This is a genomic window from Billgrantia pellis (assembly GCF_008297955.1).
Taxonomy (GTDB): domain Bacteria; phylum Pseudomonadota; class Gammaproteobacteria; order Pseudomonadales; family Halomonadaceae; genus Halomonas; species Halomonas pellis.
Genome location: NZ_VTPY01000003.1, coordinates 542,299 through 562,812, shown reverse-complemented (window position 1 = coordinate 562,812; position 20,514 = coordinate 542,299). Strand labels below are relative to the sequence as shown.

Here is a 20,514-nt window from a genome sequence, read left to right as displayed (position 1 = left end):
TTTTTCGTGAACAATATCGCATGAATAATCGATTATTCTTTGTTGACAGATTTTTTCCGCTTGGCTAAGCTGCTTTTGAGATGCTTTGGTATACCAGCTGTTCAGGCTGGCCGGGCCGAAACGGGGTCGACCTATGAGCACCTTGGGCACGAACTCCTTGGGAACGAATTCCCTGGGCCAGTTCAAGCAGGAGTTGATCAAGGACTACAACGAGGTCAACCACCGGATCTTCGGTATTGGCGTGGTGCGGCAGAAGATCGACGTGCAAGGCGATAGGATCCTTGTCATCGCCCTGCACAAGCGGGTCCCTTCGTTGGCTTACCTTAGCGAGCTCAACAGTAACGTGAGCGAGCTGGCAGACCATTATCTCATCAAGGGATTCAAGAACGAATTCAAGCAACTGCTGGTGGAAAAGTACGGTTTCGAGGTCCTGTCCATCTTCAAGGACTACGACACCGAGACCGAGCTCTCCGCTACGGTGGTGATAACGAAGAAAGATGTGCGCGACTACCTCTGACGCCGGCTGCGTCGGGCATGGTCCGCAAATCTGAAGGCAAGACGTTGACTGGTGATGTGAACTCGCCCTGAAAAGGCGAGTGCCCGAGACCGTCAGCGCAGCAGGAGGCTCCAGGCCTCTTGCTGTGCTGGCGGTTTTTTTATGTGGTTACAAAGGAGACAGCCGATGGCCAAGGTATCCGATATCGTCGCTGCGATGAGCGTGATCACAGGCGGCAGGACCGTCTCGTCCATGGACGAGGTCAAGCGGGGCGATCACCCCTTCGTGATCATGAAATCCTCAGGCATCTACGGCAAGGAAGTGCTGGAGATCCCGGGATTGATCTACGGTGATCCGAACAAGGAGGTGAAGAAGATCGCCGTGTGCATGACCATGACGGAACTGGTGATCGAACTGGCGGGGGCTACCGGTGTGGATGCCGTCGTGGCGCACCATCCGATTGCCGATGCTGCCAGCTGCGGTGGGGTGACGCTGAAGAATTACCTCGACCTCTACGACGTGGCGGGACTGGAGTGCCACGAGGCTTTCCACGGCCTGCACCCTGGCATTCCCTTCCTGCACGGCCATAAGGTATTGAAGGGCAGCATTTCCTATGGCGGCGTGCATGGCAATATCATGTTCGTGGGCCGGGCGTTGCCGGGCATCGCCACCCTGGGCGACATCCTCGATCGCCTGGATGGCTTCATGGCGCTGGATCAGGACCGCGCCCTGCTGGCCGAGGAGCGACTTGTGCGCGGCATCGAGGAGATTCGCGAAACCAGCGTCGAAACCTCCGGTTTCATCCACCTCGGCGAGCGCGACAGCCGGGTCGGGAACGTGCTGCATATCTTCCCGCATACCGGTTTCTCGCCGGAGAATCTACGGCAGGCCGTGGCTGAGAATCCCAATGTGGACACCGTGCTGGCTTCTATCAGCCGCGTTTATGCCGGCCATGAGTTGATCGAGACGGCCCGTGAACTGGGACTCAACTTCCTGGTCGGCAATTGCCATGTGATGGAGATTCTGGAGAACGGACTACCGCTGGCCCATGCCCTCGACGAGCTGCTCGAAGGAGTGGAGGTAGTGCTGTTTCGCGACCGGGTCACCTCCACGCCGGTGCACAGGGTCGGCAACGCGGCCATGCAGGCCTATGCCCGCGAGATGTCGGCAAGCCACCTGCTGGGCAAGCATGCCTTGAGCGAAACCTAGCCGGAGTATCCGAACTGAGAAAGCTGACCAGGCGAAATGCCACGATTCTCGACAAGTCAGCGATAAGTTATCCGCAAGCGCCTGATCAATAACAATAGAGGCACCGACATGAAGACCACCGTCACAACCCCTGAAGCGAAGGCCGCCCTGCCTGCGAGCAAGCGGGCCTGGAAGCGTATCGAAGTGGTTGGCATCGCGCTGCTTAGCATCTGCCTGCTACTACTGCTGCTCTCTCCTACCAGTCTCTCTGGACTGTTCAATTCCATTCTCGATTCCGTTCGACCCGTCGTGGTCGACGTCTTCCTCACCGGCGTGGTCGGCACGGCGATCATCGTCAGCGTGATCATCGGTCGGCTGCTGGAGCGGCTGGGTTTCACCGATGCGCTGGTACGCATCTTCGTGCCCGCCATGAAACTGCTGGGCGTCAATCCGGCGGTGATCATTCCCAGCGTCTACAACATCTTCGGCGACATCAACGCGGCAGGGAAAATCTCGGGTCCGATTCTCAAGAAAGCGGGCGCCACTAAAGACGAGCAGAAGCTTGCCGTGGCCACCATGGTGCAGTCGCAGCAGTCGTTCTCCACTTTCATGCTGGGCCTGATGGCGCTGACCTTCGCCGGGGTCAACGTATTTGCCGTGGTGCTACTGGCGGTCTTCCTGCCACTGGTGATCGTGCCGCTGATCCTGTCGAAGGTGCTCTACCGCGACGTCAAGCGGGTCGAGATCGGCCATCTGCCCACCTTCACCCCCGAGCGCGATTTCATGCCCACGTTGTTCAGCGCTGCTCGGGAGGGCGTGGAGCTGTTGCTGTTGATCCTGATTCCCGCGGTGGCGCTGGTGTTCGCCGTGATCGGCGTGCTCGACTATGTCGGCATCTGGGCGCCGATCGAGGCGGGGCTGGGCAAGGTCATGCTGCTGTTCAACATCCATCCCGAAACCGGCGTGCTGTCGGTGCTGGTGAGCCCGACCCTGGCCATGGGGCAGCTGCAGAGCATCGCTGGCGAGCTTGATCCCTCCCTTGTGGTGGGCTCGTTCGTGCTGGCCTCCTCGGGTCTGCCGCTGTCGGCCGTGTTCGGCCAAGTACCAGTGGTATGGGCGGAAAGTTCCGACCTTTCCGAACGCGAAGCGATGGGCGCCGCCGTGCTGGGTATCGCGATGCGCCTGGTAACGGCCTTCCTGATCGCCTTCTTTGTCACGCCGCTGGTGGTATAAGGTGGCCCGGTGCGGCCCGGCCGGTTGTTCCGGCCGGACGCGCCTGGGTCATGGCATTCAGCGATAGATGTCCTGATACCGCTTGCGCAACTCGTTCTTCTGCACCTTGCCCATGGTGTTGCGCGGCAGGGAATCGGCGAAGCACACCCGCTTGGGCTGTTTGTACTTCGCCAGGTGGCCCTCCAGATGGTCAAGCACTTGGCGTTCGCTGAGTTCGGCGCCCGGTTCCGGCACCACTACGGCGGTCACGCCCTCGCCGAAGTCCGGGTGCGGCACGCCGATCACGGCGGATTCCACCACGCCCTCCAACTCGTCGATCACTTGCTCGACCTCCTTGGGGTAGACGTTGTAGCCCCCTGAGATCACCAGATCCTTGTCGCGACCGACGATGTGCACGTAGCCCTGCTCGTCGACCATGGCCAGGTCGCCGGTGATGAAGAAGCCGTCTTCGAGCAGCTCCTCGCGGGTCTTCCCGGGCATGCGCCAGTAACCGATGAAGACGTTGGGGCCACGTATCTCGAGCATGCCGATCTCGCCCGGGGGCACCGGCTCGTGGGTTTCGCGATCGGTGATACGGTACTCCACCCCCGGCAGCGGCATGCCCACGGTGCCGGCCCGGCGCTCGCCGTCGTAGGGATTGGAGAGGTTCATGTTGGTCTCGGTCATGCCGTAGCGTTCGAGAATGGCGTGCCTCGTCTTCGCCTGGAACGCCTGGTGGGTTTCGGCGGTGAGCGGGGCCGAACCGGAGACGAACAGGCGCATGTTGGCGGTCGCTTCGGGGGTGAGGCGTTCATCCAGGACCAGGCGCGTGTAGAAGGTGGGCACGCCCATGAGCACCGTACCGCGCGGCATTTCCTCGAAGATCGTGTCGGCATCGAACCTGGGCAGGAACAGCATGCTCGAACCGGCCATCAGGGTGACGTTGCAGCCGACGAACAGGCCATGGGTATGGAAGATCGGCAGGGCGTGGATCAGGCGATCCTCGGCGGTGAAACGCCAGGCCTCCCTCAGCGTGGCGGCGTTGGAGCCCAGGTTGCGGTGGGTCAGCATGGCGCCCTTGGAACGCCCGGTAGTGCCCGAAGTGTAGAGAATCGCCGCCAGGTCGTCGTCTTCGCGCGGCTCGATGGTTTCGCGTGGGGTGGCCCGCTCGGCTGCCGCCATCAGGCTGCCGTCAGCGTCGGTACCCAGGGTTTCCACCGCCGGGCAGCCGCTCTCGCCGGCCACCTCGCGTGCCTCTTCGAGGGCGGCGGGGCGGCAGACGAACAGCGCCGGCTCGGCGTCGGACAGGAAATAGCGGATCTCGTCGGCGGTGTAGCCGGTGTTGAGCGGCAGGTAGACGCCGCCCACGCGCAGGCAGGCGAGATAGAGCAGGATCGTCTCGGGGCTCTTGTCGACCTGCACGGCGATCCGGTCGCCGGGTGCCACGCCCAGCTCGTTCAGGGCCCCGGCCAGGCGGGCGCTGATCGCCTGGGCGTCGCGGTAGGAGTAGCGGTGGCCTTCACGGGTAGTGATGAAATCGGCATCGCCGCGATCGCGCATGCGCGCAGCGAAGGTTTCGAACAGATTCATTTGGCGAATTCTCCCTTGGCCATCTTTCTGGCGCGGCGATTGAGGTCCCGGACCTCGCCGGAGCAGACCACGGTGGCATTGGCGGTGTAGTTCTCGTGATTACGCTCGATGTCGTCGAGCACATAGAGGTAATTGACCATGAGCCCGGCGGCCTGCTTCAAGCCCTTGGGCGAGGTGTCACCCAGCCAGTTGATGCGGTGCAGTTCGGCGCCGTTGCCCAGATGGAAGCGCGCCACCGGATTGAGCGGCAGGCCGGCGGCGTTCTTCTCATCGACCAGATAGCGTGCGACCAGCGGCTTGACTACGGTCTTGAGGCGCTCGCTCCGGGCCGGGTCGAGGTGCCAGTCGGGCGCGTCGAGTTCGTGCAGCACCTGGCGCAGTTCATCGGGCAGCGTCTCGTCGTTGCGACGCTCGGCGAGCCAGTGGGCGAACCCGGGCACCGGCGAGAGCGTGACGAAGTGCTTGAGCTGCGGCAGCTCCTGCTTGAGCTCCTGCACTACCTGCTTGATCAGGAAGTTGCCGAAGGAGATGCCGCGCAGGCCGGTCTGGCAGTTGCTGATGCCGAAGAAGGCGGCGGCGTCGGCGGACTCGGGGTCGTCGATGTCGCGATGCTCGCCAGCCAGGATGGGCTGGATGCGCTGAGGCAGTCCTCTGTGCAGGGCCACCTCGACGAAGATCAATGGCTCGTCGCCGATCGCCGGATGGAAAAAAGCGAAGCAGCGTCGATCCACGGCATCCAACCGGCGGCGGAGGTCATCCCAGTCGCGGATCTCGTGGACCGCCTCGTAGCGGATGATCTTCTCCAGGATCGAGGCCGGTGTATTCCAGTCGATGCGCTTGAGCACCAGGAAGCCGCGGTTGAACCAGGAGCCGAACAGGTGCGCGAAGTCGGCGTCGATGGCACCGAGCTCGCGGGTGTCGGAGCGGGGCCGTTCGTGCATCCGTTCGAGCAGCCCTTCGCGCATGCGTACCAAGGCGTGGGTGCCGTTGCTGGCCAGGTTGAGGCGGCGGAACAGCTCCTGGCGACGCGGCTCGCAGGCGTCGAACAGCATCTGCAGGCTGGCGTTGTCGCGCTGCGCGCGATAGATCGCGTAGGTTTCGTCGATAAGCGCCGGGTCGGCGGCGAAATCGCTGGCCAGCCGCTCGAAGAAGCGTGTGCGCTCCTCCTCGTCCAGGCGCTGATACATGGCGAGCGCGCGGCTTGCCAGGCTGATGCTCGAGGCCTCACCGTCGCTCTCGAGCAGTGCCCGGCACGCGTCGAGCATCCGGCGGTGATCGGGAGTGGCCGTATCGCCCTGGCGTCGCCAGAGCCTGGCGTCGCGCTGGGTGATGCTGTTGAACAGCTCCTGCAGGAAGGTCATGTTCATGTCGCGCTCCGTCAGCCCATGATCAGGTTGGGTAGCCACAGGGCGATGCCCGGGAAGAAACACAGCAGGACGATCCCGAGCACCATGCACAGGGCGTAGGGCAGGCTGCCCATCAGGATGTCGCGTAGCGTGATGTCCGGTGCGATGCCCTTGATGATGAACAGGTTCAAGCCCACCGGCGGGGTGATCAGACCGATCTCCAGGTTGATCGTCAGGATCACCGCGAACCAGTAGGGGTCGAAGTCGGCGGCGAGGATGATCGGCAGCAGGATCGGGGCGGTCATCACGATCACCGCCACCGGCGGCAGGAAGAAACCGGCCACCAGCAGGAAGACATTGATCACACCCATCAGCACCCAGCGATTGACTTCCATCTCGGCGATGGCACCGGCCACGGTCTGGGTGATGAACAGCGAAGAGAGCGCATAGGCGAACACCTCGGCGCAGGCGATCACCAACATGATCATCACGCTTTCGCGCAGGGAGTCGCGCATGATCAGCTTGATCGGCCCCACTTGCCACATGCGGTAGATGATCACGGCCAATGCCAAACACAGGAAGGCGCCGACGCCGGCGGCTTCGGAGGGCGTGGCCACACCGCCATATAGGGCGAACAGGATGCCCCCGACCACCGCCAGGAAGGGCAGCACGCGAACCAGCGCTCGCATGTTGGTATCGACGTTGGCCTTGACGGTTTCCTTCATCTGGCCGGCAGCCTGCGCCAGCGGGTTGGCGTACCCCCCGGCCAGCCGGCAGGCGATCATCGTCCAGGCCATGAACAGTCCGGCGAGCATGAAGCCCGGCACCACGCCGGCGATGAACAGCCGCCCGATCGAGGTCTCGGTGGAAATGCCGTAGATGATCATGGTCACCGAGGGCGGGATGAGGATGCCCAGGGTGCCGCCGGCGGCGATGCAGCCCGCCGCCACGCCGTCGGGATAGCCACGGGTGCGCATTTCGGGAATGCCCATCTTGCCGATGGCCGCACAGGTGGCCGGCGACGAGCCGGAGAGGGCGGAGAAGATGGTGCAGGCGCCGATGTTGGACACGGCCAGGCCGCCCGGCAGCCGGCCCATCCACAGGTCCAACGAGCGGTAGAGGTCGCGGCCGGTAGGTGACGACGCCACCGCTGCGCCCATCAGGATGAACATGGGGATGGCGACGAAGCCGAACTCGGCGATGCGGTCGAAGAAGGTCTCGCCGAAGTAGATGAGCTCGGGCAGGCCGCGGTCGTAGATCAGGGCGAGCAGCGAGACGCCGCCCAGGGCGAAGGCGATGGGGGTGCCGATCGCCATCAGCACCATCAAGGCGACGGCGACGATGATACCCAGCGTGGTCGGATCCATGCTCAGCCCTCCCCGCGCAGGATTTCGGCCACGTACTGCAGGGTCAGCTGCGTGGCGCCCACGGCCATCGGCACCAGGCCGGGCCACAGCGGCGGGTTCCACACCGTGCCGGTGGTCCAGCCGCCCTCCCAGGCTTCCCACACGTAGACCCACGCGGCGAAGGCCAGGGCGGCGCAGAAGGCGAGGCCGCACAGGGCGGCGGTCAGTTGCATCAGCCGGCGCGCGATGCCGCCAAGAGCATCCGGCAGGATGGTGATGGCCACATGGCCGCCGGTCATCAGCACGTACGGGCTGCCCAGCAGCATGGCGGCGGTGACCGCAAGCACGGTGAATTCGGTCTGCCAACTGGTGCTCATGCCGAGCACGTAGCGCACGAAGACCATCTGGCAGATAACGGTGACTCCGGCGATGAACAGGAGTCCCGCCACGTAGGCCAGCAGGCGCGAAAGTCGATCCATCAGGCCGATGTAGGCGCCGACGACGCCGAAGCGTTGTGCAAGGGGGTGAGAGTGGGCCATGGCCATGCAGTCCTCCCGGGGGTCGAAACGGGGGCCACCCGTTGCGGGTGGCCCGGCTCACGCTGGGAAGGGCGGAACATCACTCGACGGCGAGAGCCGCGTCGATGATGGCCTGGCCGTTGGGCACGCTCTCGGCGAAGTTCTTATAGGAGGTTTCGCGGGCGATCTCGAGCCAGGCGTTATAGTCCTCCTCGCTCATGCGCACCACCTCGACGCCATTCTCCTCGTAGACCGTCACCATTTCCTGGTCGATGGCAGCCGCTTCGGCGGCAAAGTACTCCTCCGCGGCCTGGCCGGCCTCTATCAGGGCCTGCTGCTGCTGCTCGTCAAGCTTCTGCCAGGTCTGCTCCGAGATCAGGATCGGTTCGTACATGAACCACAGCGCATAGTCGCCGGGTTCGGTCAGGCATTCGACCTGTTCGTAGAGACGGAAGGAGATGAATGACATCGATGAGGTATTGGCCGCGTCCAGTACCCCGGTCTGCATGGCGGTGTAGACCTCAGAGGAGGGCATCGAGGCGATCGATGCGCCGGCGGCCTCCAGCATCTGTTCGAAGGCCGGGCCGGCGGCACGCAGGTTCTGCCCCTGTACGGTGTCGGGCGAGGTAATGCACTGCTCGCTTGAGGCGAAGCCACCCGAGAGCCAGGCGTCAGCGAGTACACGAGCGCCGCCCTCCTGGATCACGTCCTTGATCATTTCCATGAACTCGGAATCATTGAGGCGTTGGGCGTGCTCATGGTTGCGAACCAGCCCCGGCATCAGCGTGGCGGAGAATTCGGGGTGGCGGCCGCTGGCGTAGTCGAGCGGCAGGGAGGTGATATCGAGGCGACCACGAACCAGGGCGCCCCACTGTTCGTCGGCCTTGAACAAGGACTGACCCGGATGTACCTGGATCTCGAGGCCCACATCGGCTTCGGCCACTTGGCGGGCCATCATCTGCACCATCTCGTCGCGGACGTCGCCCTGGCCGCCGGGGAACTGGTGCGAGGCGCGCAGCACGGTGTTGGCGGAAGCGGTGCTACTGGCGGCAAGCGCCAGGCCCAGGACAGCGATGGCGGGTAGCATGTGACGTTGCATTTGGCGTCTCCACGGGTTGTTGTTGTGTGGTGTCACTACTCTGATGTTTATCAGCGGCGCTGATGTATACTTCAATAGCCGTTGCGTATACTGATGTCAAATTCATGACAGTGAATGAAAGGCCGACGGAACGTCGCAACCGAGGAGGTAGGCCATGGCCGATGCCAAGCGCTCAAATGCGCAGCGACTACGCGACTCGCTGGAGAACGCCATCATCAACGGGCGGCTCGTGCCCGGCGAGCGGCTCGATCCCGAAGCGCTGGGACGCGAGTTCAATGTCTCGCGTACGCCGGTACGCGAGGCGATTCAGCAGCTCGTGGCCAGTGGGCTGGTCACGGTCACGCCGAAGAAGGGCACCTTCGTGGCCAGGGTGGGCATCGACCAGCTGATCGAAATGTTCGAAGTCATGGCCGAACTGGAGGGCATGTGCGGCCGGCTGGCGGCGCGGCGTATCACCGAAGAGGAACTCGCGGCACTGCGCGGGGCGCTGGAACGCTGCGAGGCCGCCGCTCGGGCCGGTGACACCGACGAGTACTACTACGAGAACGAGGCCTTCCACGACTGCGTCTACACGGCGAGCCACAACGCCTTCCTGGCGGGGGAGGCGCGCCAGCTCAAGCAGCGACTCAAGCCCTATCGGCGGCTGCAGCTCCAGGTGCGCCAGCGCATGCGCAGTTCGCTGCAAGAGCATCGGTCGATCGTGGCGGCGATCGAGAGCGGCGACCCGGCCGAGGCCGAGCGCACGCTGCGCGATCATGTGCTGATCCAGGGGGAGCGTTTCAGCGATTTCGTCTCCAGCATTCGCGATTTCGAGAAACCGCTCACCGTCACCGGTTGAGCATGCCGGGTAAGGGCCGGTAAACAGCCTCGATTTTCCCTCCGTGGCCGCCTACAGTGACGGCAGGAACGTCACTGGAGTCGCCATGTTTCCCGCTTTTACCCCACGCTATTCCCGTCTTCCGGAGCGCTTCTACGAGCGCTTCGAGCCGGTACCCGTGCAAGAGCCGCGCCTGGTTGCCTTCAACCGCGAGCTTGCGCAGGCGCTCGGCTTCGATCTTGCTGCCTTCGATGCCGAGGAAGCGGCGGTAGGGTTCTCCGGCAATGTCGTGCCGCGCGGTGCCGAGCCGCTGGCCCAGGCCTATGCCGGGCATCAATTCGGTGGCTTTGTGCCGCGACTAGGCGACGGCCGTGCAGTGCTGCTGGGCGAGGTGACGGACCGTGAAGGGCGGCTGCGTGACATTCAGCTCAAGGGGGCGGGGCGCACGCCGTTCTCCCGCGGCGGGGACGGTCGCTCTCCACTGGGGCCGGTGCTGCGAGAGTATCTGGTCAGCGAGGCGATGCACGCCATGGGCATTCCCTCCACCCGGGCCCTTGCTGCGGTAACCACCGGCGAACATGTGGTGCGCGGCATTCCCGAACCGGGCGCCATCCTCACTCGGGTGGCGGCCAGCCATATCCGCGTCGGCACTTTTCAGTACTTCGCCGCCCGCGGCGACATGGACGGCGTGCGCGTACTGGCCGACCACGCAATCGAGCGCCACTATCCTGAACTCGCCGAACGGGAGGGAAGCGAGCGCTACCTGGGATTGCTGGAGGCGGTGCAGACACGCCAGGCAGCGTTGATCGCCAAGTGGATGGGCGTCGGCTTCATCCACGGCGTGATGAACACCGACAACACCTCGATTTCGGGTGAGACCCTCGACTTCGGCCCCTGCGCCTTCATGGAGCAGTACGACCCGAAGATGGTATTCAGCTCCATCGACGAGGGGGGGCGCTACGCCTACACCAACCAGCCGTGGATCGCCCAGTGGAACCTGGCGCGGCTGGCCGAGACCCTGCTGCCGCTGATCGATGCCGATTCGGAGCGGGCGGTGGGCGTCGCCACCGAGCTGCTCGAGCGGTTCCCCGACCGTTACGAGGCCGAGTGGCTGACGGTAATGCGTGCCAAACTCGGCCTGGAGCGCGAAGAGACGGGCGACAGGACGCTGATCGAATCCTTGCTCGACGCCATGCACAAGGGCCGCGCCGATTTCACCCAGGCTTTTCGCCATCTGGCGCATGCCGCCGATTCACGGGAGGGGGACACTGCCTTTGGTGAGCTGTTCGAGCGACCGGAAGTGGCGGAAGGCTGGTTGGCGAGCTGGCGCGAGCGGCTCACCCAGGAGCCGTTGTCGGAAGGCGAGCGGGCTCGGCGGATGCGCATGGCCAACCCGGCTTTCATCCCGCGCAACCATCGCGTGCAGCAGGCGCTGACCGCGGCCATGGACGAGGACGACTTCGGCCCCTTCGAGACGCTGCTGGAAATCGTCACCCGCCCCTTCGACGATCAGCCCGGCCGCGAAGAGTATGCACGCCCGGCCGAGCCCACTGAGCGCGTCTTCCGCACCTTCTGCGGGACATGAACGGCTGTCCCGGCAGCGCTCGGGGCGGATCACACCAGTTCGCGCTGCTCCTTGCGCGCTGCGCGCCAATCGCGCAGCACCGCGCGGCAGATCAGCACCAGCACTCCCAGGGTGAGGGCAGGCCAGATCAGGACATAGAAGCCATAGAGCATTGTCATGTCGAATTCTCCTGCGGGGCCGATCATCGGCCCTCCTGCATGTAGGTTGAGGGAGGTCAGCGTGGGATGGCCGCGTTGGCCGAAGCTGTCTGGTTGCCTTGCGTGACGGGTTCGGGCCGGGGTGCGTCGTAGTCGCCCACCTGTTCGCCAATGGTGGCGAAGTCGAAGTCCGGCTGACGGCTCATCAGGCTCATCACCACGCAGACCAGGGTGCTGGCGCCATAGGCGGTCAGCGAGGCCAACAGTACGGTGTACTCGTGCAGGAAGCCGGTGGCGAAGACCAGCATTGACACCAGTGCCAGCGCGGCGGCGATGAACCCGGCGATACGGCCCAGGAAGCCGAACACCATCAGGCCGATAATCACACCGCCACCGATGCTCGCCAGCAGCTCGAAGAACAGGCCGCTGGCACCGTCCAGAGGCAACAGCTCAAAGCGCGCCAGGCAGAACAGCACCATGGCCACCAGTACCGAGGTGGTAAAGGCCTGGTTGGTCACCCGGTTCCAGAAGCAACTGGCGATGACCGGAAAGACGATGGCCCCCCATAGCGCGCCGACGAACACCAACATCACCAGGATATCCAGCGAGAAGCTGGCGAAGAGGATGCCCACCGCGGTGGCGACGATCATGGTCAGGCGACCGATCAACAGCATGCGCTTGGGGTCTGCCTTGCCGCGAGCGATATTCTTGCCGTAGACGTCGGCCATCATGATCGCCGACAGTGCCGAGAGGTCGGAGTCGGCGGTGGAGGAGAGCGAACCGATCACCAGGATGAAGAACAGCGCGATGAACAGCGGCGGCAGATAGCTGGAAACCATCTGCGGGATCAGGTTGTTCATGTCGCCGCCCATGGGCTCGATCCCGAGAGTCAGCGCCATCAGCCCGATCATGCCCAGCCCGATGACGATGGCGCCGTAGCCGACAGTGGCGGTGAGGAAGGTCGGCTTGATATGCGCCTCGTTCACCGCGAACAGTCGTTGGGAAATGGTCTGGTTGCCGATGGCGTAGGCCAGCACGGCGACGAAGAAGGGCGCGCCCTGGTTGAGGATGGCCTCCATGGAGAAGAAATTCGCCTGTTCGGCGGTGAGGTTGCTCAGGCCGGCCACGAGTTCGGTGGGGCCCCCCATGGCGAAAAACACCGCTGGAATAATCACCACGGCGATGGCCATCAGTGCCACCAACTGGGCGAAGTCGGTCAATACCGAGGCGCGGAATCCGGACCAGAGGGTATAGAACAGTACGCCAGTCCCGGCAATGATCACACCGGCCTGGAAGGAGAGCGGCGAGAGCACGGCGACGAGCGCTCCGGCGGCGGTGAAATTGACCATTAGGCTGATGACGCTGCCCAGGACGTTGGAAAGGGCGAGGATCAACTGGCTGGAGGCGCCGTGCCGGGCATGGATGAGCTCGCCCAGGGTATGGGCATTAGGGGCGAGCTTGCGGAAGCGTCGGCCGAAGGGGTAGATGAACAGGATCATTAGCGCGCCCCACAGCCCATAGTGGATGGGACCCGAGACGCCGTAGGTATAGCCGGAAGTGGCGGCGGCATAGAAGGAGGCGGCCCAGATCCAGGTGGCCGTCATGCTTGCCGCGCCGATACCGAACCCCACCCGGTGGTTGGAAACCATGAAGGCGTCGGCGTCCTCTTGCTTCTTGCCGATGCGAAGCGTCAGCAGGTAGGTACCGCTGTAAAAGGCGAACAACAGCAGCAACACGGTCGGGATCGAGAATTGATAGAGCGATTCACTGTTCAAGGGCAGTCCCCGGTAGATGAAACGGACACACCCGGGCAGGTCGAATCAGGCCGACTTGCCGGGCGCAGTGATGGAGCTGGGAGATGCCATGCCAAAGGCGGGCCAGCGCGGCGCAGGCGGACACCGAACGTGTTTCCGGTTCGGTGCGCTAGCGTGCGCTATGGGCGGACTCGGCAAGGCAAGGCCGCTGAAGAGGCGTTATCCCAGAGCGAAGAGGCTGGGTGGCGGGCGGCGCGGCATGCACCGGCCCTCGTCGGCATAGTGAGGCGACATGGATTCCCTTTCTATCGATGACGTCGACGACGGACAGTCGAAAGTGCCGGTGATCCAGTCTGCGTTCAGGCAAGACCAGGGTGTCCCGTGGCGGGACCTGTCAGGATCGATGGCAAGCGTTGTAACCCGATCCAAGGGGGCTCTACCCTACTGCCCCGTCGCGGAAAAGTCCAATTGGTGCCGAATGGGCATGCAATGGTGTCGAATTGACGCAAAGACGGCTGCGCTTGCGCAGCCGCCTTTGTAAAGACCTTGGCTCTGGAGCCTGGTGTCGAGGCACCAGAGTCGACTTCCGGTCTGCCCCGTCCGATCATCTGCGCACTGCGTTTCAGCAGCGCAGCTGACCTGGGCCTGGCTCAGTTGATCATGCCGGGTAGCCAGGTAGCGATGCCGGGAAATACGATCAGGATGGCCACCAGCAGCATCGAGCAAAGGATGTAGGGGATCGCTGCGGCGTAGATTTCGCGCATGCTGGTGCCCTGGGGCGCCACACCCTTCATGACGAACAGCAAGAGCCCCAACGGCGGCGTGGAGAAGCTGATCTCCAGAGCCAGCAGCATGATGATGCCGAACCAGATGGGATCGAAGCCGAGCACTTGGGCCAGCGGGAAGAAGAATGGCACCGTCAGCATCATGATCGAGATCTGTTCCATGAAGGTGCCGAGCACCAGCAGCACCGCGAACATGGCCAGCAGCATCAGGATCGGCGCCAAATCGAAGCTGGTGGCCCACTGAATCAGCCCGCTGGAAGCACCCGAAAAGGCTAGCAGCTGGCTGAAGGTGGCGGAGCCGAACACGATCAGATAGGCCATCAGCGTGACCTTCAGTGCCCCGATGACCGAGAGCTTGAACGCCTCCCAAGTCATGCAACGGAAGATCGCCGCCAGCACGATGGCGCCAAGAGCACCGAACGCCGCGGCCTCGGAGGGGGTAGCGAAGCCGACCAGCATCAGCGCCACGATCACGACCATCACGCTGATCATCGGCAGGATGTCGGTGACGATCAGGCGCAGCTTCTTCGCCAGTGGCACCGGCTCGAGTTCGTAGTTGGGTGCCGCGCCGGGATCGAGCCGGGTCTGAAGCCAGATGGTGGCCATGTAGAGCCCCGCCAATACCAGGCCGGGCATGATGCCGGCGATCAGCAGGGCGCCGATGTCGACCTTGGCCAGCGTGGCCAGCAGTACCGCCAGCGCCGAAGGCGGGATGATGATGGCAAGCCCTCCGGTGCCCAGGATCGGGCCGATGGCCATGCGCTTATGGTAGCCGCGACGCTCCATTTCCGGCACCAGCAGCGAGCCCATCAGCGCGGTGGAGCCCATCGATGAGCCGCTCAGGGTGGAGAAGCCGGTACCGCCCACCACGGTGACATAGGAAAGCCGCCCAGGCACCTTGCCCATGAGCTGGTCGATAGCGTTGAACATGCGCATGCCAAGGCCGGTGCGAAAGAACAGCTCCCCCATCAGCAAGAACAGAGGAATCGGTACCAGGTTGAAACTGGAGAGTGCGCCGAAGCCGTTGTTGAGCAGCTGGATGAGGCCGTTCTGGCCGCCCATGAAGTGCCAGGCGCCGATGACGTTGGCCGCCAGGAAGGCCAGGGCAATGGGCGTGCCGATGGCCATGAAACCGAGGATCAGAGCCAGAAGAAAGGCCAGGGCCAGATACCATTCCATTATTCTTTGATCCCCGCTTCGCCACTGTGAAGGATGTCCCGCCCCACCACGAAGCGGGCGAACTCGATGGCCATCATGATGAAGCACACCGGATAGGCGACGGTGAGGATCCACTTCGGCACGAAGAAGGCGCGTACGTCGTAGTCGTTGCGTGCGAGATTCATTGACACCAAGTCATAGCCTTTCCAGGCGAGCACCACGCACACCGCCATGCACAGCAGGGCGACCAGGCGGCTCAGCACCTGAAGCGCCGACGGCGGCAGCAGCGAGGTGAGCAGCTCGATATGCACGTGCCCCTTGTGCCTGACCAGCCAGGGCGCTCCCAGCAGCGTCAGGTAGAACATGGCGTACTCGGTGGAAAGGAAAAACCACGCCGAGGGCTGCAGGCCCAGGTTGCGAATCACCACGGAAAGCACGATGGCAATCATCAACCACACCAGCATGGTAGCGGCCACCAGGGCCATGCCGTTGAGCAACAGCCGATAAGCACGACTCGCGTAATGCATAGGAATACCTGGACGCGAAGTGAGGGTGGGAACGGAGCTGAATCACGAGGCCGGCTGCATGGCGGCAGGCCTCGCGATACTTACAGATCGTTGAATTTTTCGATCAGTTCATCGTAGTGCTTCAAGCCCATGGGATGGCGTTCCATCTGGCGGCGCATGCGCTCCCAGGTGGCCTCACGGGCGGCCTCGGAGAAACGTTCGGCGGCCTCGCCTTCCAGGCGGAAGACCTTCATGCCGTCGGCTTCCAGTGCGGCCTGCTGCTCCTGGGCCAGCACCTCGAAACGCTCGGCGCTCTCGCGTTCGTGTTCGATGGCGACTTTCTGCAGGATGTCGCGCGCCTCTACGCTGAGGCCGTTCCAGCTGTCCAGATTGACGATCACGCCCATGTCGGTAGAGAAGAAGGCGGGGTCGATGCGGTAGTTGAGGAAACGATCCCAGTTGAGGTCCTTCAGGCCGATCTGGGTCCAGCCGGTGGCGTTGACCACGTTGCGCTCAAGCGCCGCGTAGACGTCGGTCGTCGGCAGGCTGATTGGCTGGGCGCCAAGATAGTCCTGGAAGAAGGCGTCATATACCGGATTGCTGCGCAAGGTAAGGCCAGAGACGCTGAGGTTGCCTTCGTCGTCCAACTGCGGCTCGTCGATGGTGTAGAGATTGTAGCTCACACCGCTATCGAACCAGCCCAGATAATAGACGCCCATCTTCTCCTGATGGATCTGGTTGAGCAGGTCGATGCCGCCATTCTCGCGGGCGAAGATGGCGTTGGTATTGGACGCCACCATGGCGTCTCGCTCGGGCACGGTGCCGGCATAGAAACTCGCCGCGGTGTAGGCCATGTTGACCACACCGTTGCGCACGGCGTCCGGCTGTTCGGAAAGGCCGATCACCTCGGGGCCGCCGCGCACGTCGATCTGCACCACGCCCTCCCCACGCTCGTTCACCTTGTCGACGAACTCGAGGAAGCTCTGGGTATAGATCAGCGAGGGCGGGAAGGCATGAACGGCGGAGATGCGGTCAACGGCCAGGGCGTGGCCGGAGACCGCTAGGGCGGCAAAGCCTAGGGAGGCGATGAGCGGTTTTTTCATGGTTGTTCTCCTTGTGACAGCGGTATTCGTGTTGTGGCTTGTCATGTACCCCAAGGGCGGTCGCCGGTGTCAGCTCCGGGTAATGATCTCCGTCGAAGGTGTCGCCTGTAACCAGGGGCGTTGGCTTGCATAGTCGTCGGCAAAACGCCGGATCGTCTCTGCGTGCTGCCGGGTCATGTCGATGTCGTCCCAGCCGTTGAGCAGCTTGGTGCGCCAAGTGGGCGCGATGAAAAACGTCACGCTCAGATCGCCGACGCCGATGCGCTGCGTCTCCAGGTCGACCTGCAGCAGGCCGGGGGCATCCCCCAGGGCCGCGAGCAGGGCTTCGGCGTCCGCCTCGCTGACCGTGGCCGGCAACAGGCCGTTATTGACCGCGTTGGAGGCGAAAATATCGCCGAAGCTCGGTGCGATCACGCAGCGAAAACCGAAGTCCACCAGGGCGTAGACCGCCGCCTCTCGCGACGAGCCGGCGCCGAAGTTGCGCCGCGCCACCAGCGTCTTCGCCTCAGCGACCTGGGGGTGGTTGAGGATGAAACGCTCGGCTGGACGTCCGCTCCCGTCGTGGCGCAGATCGTGGAGCAGGAACTGGCCGTAGCCGACGCTGCGCGGCTCCTTCATGAAACGGGCCGGAATCAGCTGGTCGGTGTCCACGTTGGCCAGCGGCAGCGGGCAGGCCGGGGCGTCGATGATCTTGATCGGTTCCATCACTCGGCTCCTGTCACAGCTGGCGTACGTCGGCCAGGCGGCCAGCCACGGCCGCCGCAGCCACCATCGCCGGCGACATCAGGTGGGTCCTGGCGCCTGGCCCCTGGCGACCCTTGAAGTTGCGGTTGGTGGTGGAGGCGCAGCGTTCGCCGGCTGGCACCAAGTCGCCGTTCATGCCCACGCACATGGAGCAGCCGGATTCACGCCATTCCAGCCCTGCCTCGCGAAACACGGCGTCGAGCCCCTCGGCCTCCGCCTGTCGCTTCACCTGGGTGGAGCCGGGCGAGACGATGCCCGGCACCTTGCTACGGCGACCTTTCAGCACTGCGGCGGCGGCGCGCAGGTCCTCCAGGCGGGCGTTGGTGCAGGAACCGATGAAGATCCTGTCGATGGCGATGTCGGTGAGCTGCTGGCCGGGCACGAGACCCATGTAGTCGAGGCTATCGCGCACCTGGCGAGCGCGGGCGTCATCATCGATCCGCGATGGATCGGGGACATACTGGTCGATGGGCAGCGCCTCTTCCGGCGAGACGCCCCAGGTTACGGTGGGAGCGATCTCGGTGGCATCCAGCGTCTCTTCTCGGTCGAATTGGGCGTCGTCGTCGCTTTTCAGCGTTTGCCAGTAGGCCAGCGCCTGGTCCCAGCGCTCTCCCCGTGGGGCGAAGGGGCGCCCGAGCAAGTAGTCGAAGGTAGTCTCGTCGGGAGCGATCATGCCGCAGCGGGCACCGCCCTCAATGGTGAGGTTGCACAGCGTCAGGCGCGCCTCCATGGACAGGCGGCGAATGGCGCTGCCGGCGTATTCGATGGCATAGCCGCGTGCGCCGTCGGCCCCCAGGCGAGCGATCCAGGTCAAGGCGATGTCCTTGGCCGTGATGCCGGGGGACAACTCGCCCTCCAAGCTCAGGCGCATCTTCTTCGGGCGGCTCTGCCACAAGGTCTGGGTGGCCAGCACGTGCGCCACTTCCGAAGCACCGATACCGAAGGCGATGCTGCCCAGAGCGCCATGGGTCGAGGTGTGACTATCGCCGCACACCATCAGCAGGCCAGGCTGGGTCAGGCCCTGTTCGGGGCCGAGCACATGGACGATGCCTTGGCGCGGGTCGTCGAGGCCGAACAGGGTGATGCCGTGCTCTCGGGTATTGTCGGCGAGCTGCTCGATCATGCCGCGCACCTTGGCGTCGCCGATGGCATCGAGGCGGCGGGTCAGGGTCGGCACGTAGTGGTCGGCGATGCCGAAGGTGAGATCGGGGCGAGCTACCGACAGCGAGCGTTCGTGCAGCTTGCTGAAGGCATGGAAGGAGCCTTCGTGCACGAAATGGCGGTCGATCCATAGCAGGCTCTGGCCACTTTCGCTGCGCAGGACCTCGTGGGCATCCCACACCTTGTCGAACAGGGTCGTTGGCTTGGTCATGTCGGTCGCTTCACCGAGGCTACGTCAAGGGTGAGTGGCGTCATGCCACTTCGCGTATCACTATCCATACAACTATCTCAGCCGTACGTCACAGGTCAAATGTATTTTATTTGCTATGTTACCTGTATCAAAAATAGGACATTTTGTGGCGAAGCATGCTGATGATTCAGGCCTCGTGAGGTTCCGTTTCCATACGCTGCGATTCCGGTGCCATCGGTTCCCAATAGCGGGCCGCCTCGTCGCCGGTACGGTTGAGATCGATCTGGATGCGGTAGCGGTCGGGGCGGTAGAGCGCATCGAGGTGTTCCACCCCGCGCCCCTCTTCGTCATACACCACGCGGGTCAGCGCGATCAGCGGTGAGCCCACCGAGACGTCCAGCGCTTCGGCGACCTCGTGGGTGGCCAAGGTGGCCGAGATGGTCTGAGCGGCATGGTCGACCCTCACACCGCTGCGCTCGAGAAGGGCGAACAGCGGTGTCTGGGACAGGTCCGCCTCGTTGTAGTGCAGGGCGATGCGCTCCGGTACGTGCGTCACCAGGTAAGAGAATGGCTTGTCATCGGCCATGCGCACGCGGATCGAGCGCTGTACGCGTTCGCCATCGCGCAGCCCAAGGCCCTCGCGCACCGGCTCCGGTGGCTTGATATAGCAGAACTCCAGCAGCCGCACGTGCGAGGCCTTGCTCATCTTGACCATGTTGGGCAGCAGGTTGGCGACGCTGGCGGTCATCACCGTGGCGTCCAGCGGCTGCTGCAGCACCACGGTGCCGAGCCCCGGCTTGCGCGCCACCAGGCCCGCCTCGTTGAGGGCTTGCATGGCGCGTCTGACCGTGACCCGCGACACGCCGTACTGCTCCGCCAGCTTCAGCTCGCCGGGCAGCTTGCGCCCCGGTGCCAGACGGCCGCTGAGGATCGCATCCTTGAGCAGCAGATAGATGCGATGGGACTTGGTGCCCCCGATGGAGTTCGCATGCGTATCATTCATGGTTCGGTCCTTGTTCGTTATGCGGGTCGTAATGAAGCGCTTGACGCGATGCCTTGAGTAGACATAGAAATGTATTATGCATAGGACAGCTTTGTGTACCATGCATCCCAAAGAATAGCGCCAAACTACGACAAAGGCTTCCTGGGGAGAACCCTTCATGCCCGTCATTCAGGTCAGCCTGATCCGCGGCTACTCCACCGAACTCAAGCAGCGCCTTTGCGCGCACCTGACCGATGCCGTGCGACGCAGCATTGCCGCGGATCCGGAAGGTGTCACCGTGTTGCTGCACGAAGTGGAGCCCGATGCCTACATGCGTGGCGGCCGTCCACGAATGCCGGGGAAGGCCGCGACCGCTGAGATACCGGGCACGGTGCCCGAGGAGGTGGTGCGCGGCTTTCTCGACGCCATGGAGGTGCGCGACCTGTCGCGCGCCGAATCTTGGCTCGATGCGGGGTTTTCCATGGTCTTCCCCGGCGGCGTCGAGATGACGCGCCTGGACGAGCTGGTGGCGTGGGCCGCCGAGCGCTATCGCTGCGTGAGCAAGCGCATCGACGTCCTCGAAACCTGCGACGAAGGCGAACGTATCACGGTGGTATGCCACGGTGAGCTGCGCGGCGAATGGCTCGACGGGACACCCTTCGCTGGCGTGCGCTTTATCGATCGCTTCGAACTCCGCCATGGCCGGATCGCCCGGCAGCAGGTTTGGAACGACCTGGCGCTGGCGCGCTGCTGAGCCGGGTTGCTTGCCCCTACTTTAACGACCGTCCGAGGAAACT

The 20,514-nt window shown here is 63.7% G+C and carries 19 protein-coding genes; 6 read left to right on the top strand and 13 right to left on the bottom strand.

The genetic code is table 11. From position 1 onward, the window contains the following. Window positions 1–157: 157 nt before the first annotated feature. The 3 genes from F0A17_RS08425 (at window position 158) to F0A17_RS08415 (ending at window position 2,917) form a co-directional block, all read left to right on the top strand. Window positions 158–517 (top strand): Na-translocating system protein MpsC family protein, encoded by a 360-nt coding sequence (locus tag F0A17_RS08425; RefSeq protein WP_228716844.1) that lies wholly within the window; start codon window positions 158–160, stop codon window positions 515–517. 165 nt (window positions 518–682) lie between these two features. Then, window positions 683–1,705, top strand: coding sequence for a Nif3-like dinuclear metal center hexameric protein (locus tag F0A17_RS08420; RefSeq protein ID WP_149327898.1), 1,023 nt, complete (start codon window positions 683–685; stop codon window positions 1,703–1,705). A 108-nt stretch (window positions 1,706–1,813) separates the two neighbouring features. After that, window positions 1,814–2,917: a hypothetical protein gene (locus F0A17_RS08415; RefSeq protein WP_149327897.1), complete on the top strand. Its 1,104-nt coding sequence runs from the start codon at window positions 1,814–1,816 to the stop codon at window positions 2,915–2,917. Window positions 2,918–2,974: 57 nt separating this feature from the next. Here F0A17_RS08415 and F0A17_RS08410 read toward each other — a convergent pair whose 3' ends face one another. The 5 genes from F0A17_RS08410 to dctP (F0A17_RS08390) form a co-directional block, all read right to left on the bottom strand. Then, complete coding sequence (locus tag F0A17_RS08410) at window positions 2,975–4,486, bottom strand: malonate--CoA ligase (RefSeq protein WP_149327896.1); 1,512 nt, start codon at window positions 4,484–4,486, stop codon at window positions 2,975–2,977. Continuing rightward, window positions 4,483–5,853: a malonyl-CoA decarboxylase gene (locus F0A17_RS08405; protein ID WP_149327895.1), complete on the bottom strand. Its 1,371-nt coding sequence runs from the start codon at window positions 5,851–5,853 to the stop codon at window positions 4,483–4,485. The genes F0A17_RS08410 and F0A17_RS08405 overlap by 4 nt, the downstream gene beginning before the upstream one ends. Before the next feature lie 11 nt (window positions 5,854–5,864). After that, the gene (locus F0A17_RS08400; RefSeq protein WP_149327894.1) at window positions 5,865–7,199 is read right to left on the bottom strand and encodes a TRAP transporter large permease; all 1,335 of its coding nucleotides are present in this window, start codon (window positions 7,197–7,199) and stop codon (window positions 5,865–5,867) included. Window positions 7,200–7,201: 2 nt separating this feature from the next. Further along, a complete protein-coding gene (locus F0A17_RS08395; RefSeq protein WP_149327893.1) occupies window positions 7,202–7,723 on the bottom strand; it encodes a TRAP transporter small permease subunit in 522 nt (173 codons plus the stop codon). 73 nt (window positions 7,724–7,796) lie between these two features. Further along, on the bottom strand, window positions 7,797–8,795 hold the full coding sequence (gene dctP / locus F0A17_RS08390) for a TRAP transporter substrate-binding protein DctP (protein WP_149327892.1): 999 nt from the start codon (window positions 8,793–8,795) through the stop codon (window positions 7,797–7,799). A gap of 154 nt (window positions 8,796–8,949) precedes the next feature. On the opposite strand from dctP (F0A17_RS08390), the gene F0A17_RS08385 reads away from it, so the two are divergent. Together F0A17_RS08385 and F0A17_RS08380 are read left to right on the top strand one after the other, a co-directional pair. Continuing rightward, window positions 8,950–9,633 carry a GntR family transcriptional regulator gene (locus tag F0A17_RS08385; protein WP_149327891.1) on the top strand — a complete coding sequence of 228 codons (684 nt, stop codon included), beginning with the start codon at window positions 8,950–8,952 and terminating at the stop codon, window positions 9,631–9,633. Window positions 9,634–9,718: 85 nt separating this feature from the next. After that, window positions 9,719–11,197, top strand: a complete 1,479-nt coding sequence (locus F0A17_RS08380) for a protein adenylyltransferase SelO (RefSeq protein WP_149327890.1) — start codon at window positions 9,719–9,721, stop codon at window positions 11,195–11,197. 29 nt (window positions 11,198–11,226) lie between these two features. Here F0A17_RS08380 and F0A17_RS20670 read toward each other — a convergent pair whose 3' ends face one another. The 8 genes from F0A17_RS20670 to F0A17_RS08345 form a co-directional block, all read right to left on the bottom strand. After that, window positions 11,227–11,355 carry a putative transporter small subunit gene (locus tag F0A17_RS20670; protein WP_223111510.1) on the bottom strand — a complete coding sequence of 43 codons (129 nt, stop codon included), beginning with the start codon at window positions 11,353–11,355 and terminating at the stop codon, window positions 11,227–11,229. 56 nt (window positions 11,356–11,411) lie between these two features. Then, window positions 11,412–13,109 (bottom strand): sodium:solute symporter family protein, encoded by a 1,698-nt coding sequence (locus tag F0A17_RS08375; protein ID WP_149327889.1) that lies wholly within the window; start codon window positions 13,107–13,109, stop codon window positions 11,412–11,414. Between the two features lie 629 nt (window positions 13,110–13,738). Beyond that, window positions 13,739–15,052, bottom strand: coding sequence for a TRAP transporter large permease (locus F0A17_RS08370; protein ID WP_149327888.1), 1,314 nt, complete (start codon window positions 15,050–15,052; stop codon window positions 13,739–13,741). Next, the gene (locus F0A17_RS08365) at window positions 15,052–15,558 is read right to left on the bottom strand and encodes a TRAP transporter small permease (RefSeq protein WP_149327887.1); all 507 of its coding nucleotides are present in this window, start codon (window positions 15,556–15,558) and stop codon (window positions 15,052–15,054) included. Before F0A17_RS08365 ends, F0A17_RS08370 begins: the two co-directional genes overlap by 1 nt. A gap of 80 nt (window positions 15,559–15,638) precedes the next feature. Continuing rightward, window positions 15,639–16,640, bottom strand: a complete 1,002-nt coding sequence (gene dctP, locus F0A17_RS08360; protein WP_149327886.1) for a TRAP transporter substrate-binding protein DctP — start codon at window positions 16,638–16,640, stop codon at window positions 15,639–15,641. Window positions 16,641–16,709: 69 nt separating this feature from the next. Then, window positions 16,710–17,345: a 3-isopropylmalate dehydratase small subunit gene (gene leuD / locus F0A17_RS08355; protein ID WP_149327885.1), complete on the bottom strand. Its 636-nt coding sequence runs from the start codon at window positions 17,343–17,345 to the stop codon at window positions 16,710–16,712. A 13-nt stretch (window positions 17,346–17,358) separates the two neighbouring features. Beyond that, complete coding sequence (gene leuC / locus F0A17_RS08350) at window positions 17,359–18,756, bottom strand: 3-isopropylmalate dehydratase large subunit (protein WP_149327884.1); 1,398 nt, start codon at window positions 18,754–18,756, stop codon at window positions 17,359–17,361. A gap of 166 nt (window positions 18,757–18,922) precedes the next feature. Beyond that, window positions 18,923–19,738 (bottom strand): GntR family transcriptional regulator, encoded by an 816-nt coding sequence (locus tag F0A17_RS08345; protein ID WP_149327883.1) that lies wholly within the window; start codon window positions 19,736–19,738, stop codon window positions 18,923–18,925. 157 nt (window positions 19,739–19,895) lie between these two features. Between F0A17_RS08345 and F0A17_RS08340 the strand changes: the two genes are divergently transcribed. Continuing rightward, window positions 19,896–20,471 carry a tautomerase family protein gene (locus tag F0A17_RS08340; RefSeq protein WP_149327882.1) on the top strand — a complete coding sequence of 192 codons (576 nt, stop codon included), beginning with the start codon at window positions 19,896–19,898 and terminating at the stop codon, window positions 20,469–20,471. Window positions 20,472–20,514 lie beyond the last annotated feature (43 nt).

What these genes read in the sequence shown, in the direction of transcription:
- F0A17_RS08395 (WP_149327893.1), bottom strand. Translation starts at nt 7,723, where the DNA reads ATGGCCATGGCCCACTCTCACCCCCTTGCACAACGCTTCGGCGTCGTC.
- F0A17_RS08340 (WP_149327882.1), top strand. Translation starts at nt 19,896, where the DNA reads ATGCCCGTCATTCAGGTCAGCCTGATCCGCGGCTACTCCACCGAACTC.
- F0A17_RS08410 (WP_149327896.1), bottom strand. Translation starts at nt 4,486, where the DNA reads ATGAATCTGTTCGAAACCTTCGCTGCGCGCATGCGCGATCGCGGCGAT.
- dctP (WP_149327886.1), bottom strand. Translation starts at nt 16,640, where the DNA reads ATGAAAAAACCGCTCATCGCCTCCCTAGGCTTTGCCGCCCTAGCGGTC.
- F0A17_RS08370 (WP_149327888.1), bottom strand. Translation starts at nt 15,052, where the DNA reads ATGGAATGGTATCTGGCCCTGGCCTTTCTTCTGGCTCTGATCCTCGGT.
- F0A17_RS08415 (WP_149327897.1), top strand. Translation starts at nt 1,814, where the DNA reads ATGAAGACCACCGTCACAACCCCTGAAGCGAAGGCCGCCCTGCCTGCG.
- leuC (WP_149327884.1), bottom strand. Translation starts at nt 18,756, where the DNA reads ATGACCAAGCCAACGACCCTGTTCGACAAGGTGTGGGATGCCCACGAG.
- leuD (WP_149327885.1), bottom strand. Translation starts at nt 17,345, where the DNA reads ATGGAACCGATCAAGATCATCGACGCCCCGGCCTGCCCGCTGCCGCTG.
- F0A17_RS08345 (WP_149327883.1), bottom strand. Translation starts at nt 19,738, where the DNA reads ATGAATGATACGCATGCGAACTCCATCGGGGGCACCAAGTCCCATCGC.
- F0A17_RS08420 (WP_149327898.1), top strand. Translation starts at nt 683, where the DNA reads ATGGCCAAGGTATCCGATATCGTCGCTGCGATGAGCGTGATCACAGGC.
- dctP (WP_149327892.1), bottom strand. Translation starts at nt 8,795, where the DNA reads ATGCAACGTCACATGCTACCCGCCATCGCTGTCCTGGGCCTGGCGCTT.
- F0A17_RS20670 (WP_223111510.1), bottom strand. Translation starts at nt 11,355, where the DNA reads ATGACAATGCTCTATGGCTTCTATGTCCTGATCTGGCCTGCCCTCACC.
- F0A17_RS08380 (WP_149327890.1), top strand. Translation starts at nt 9,719, where the DNA reads ATGTTTCCCGCTTTTACCCCACGCTATTCCCGTCTTCCGGAGCGCTTC.
- F0A17_RS08400 (WP_149327894.1), bottom strand. Translation starts at nt 7,199, where the DNA reads ATGGATCCGACCACGCTGGGTATCATCGTCGCCGTCGCCTTGATGGTG.
- F0A17_RS08385 (WP_149327891.1), top strand. Translation starts at nt 8,950, where the DNA reads ATGGCCGATGCCAAGCGCTCAAATGCGCAGCGACTACGCGACTCGCTG.
- F0A17_RS08405 (WP_149327895.1), bottom strand. Translation starts at nt 5,853, where the DNA reads ATGAACATGACCTTCCTGCAGGAGCTGTTCAACAGCATCACCCAGCGC.
- F0A17_RS08365 (WP_149327887.1), bottom strand. Translation starts at nt 15,558, where the DNA reads ATGCATTACGCGAGTCGTGCTTATCGGCTGTTGCTCAACGGCATGGCC.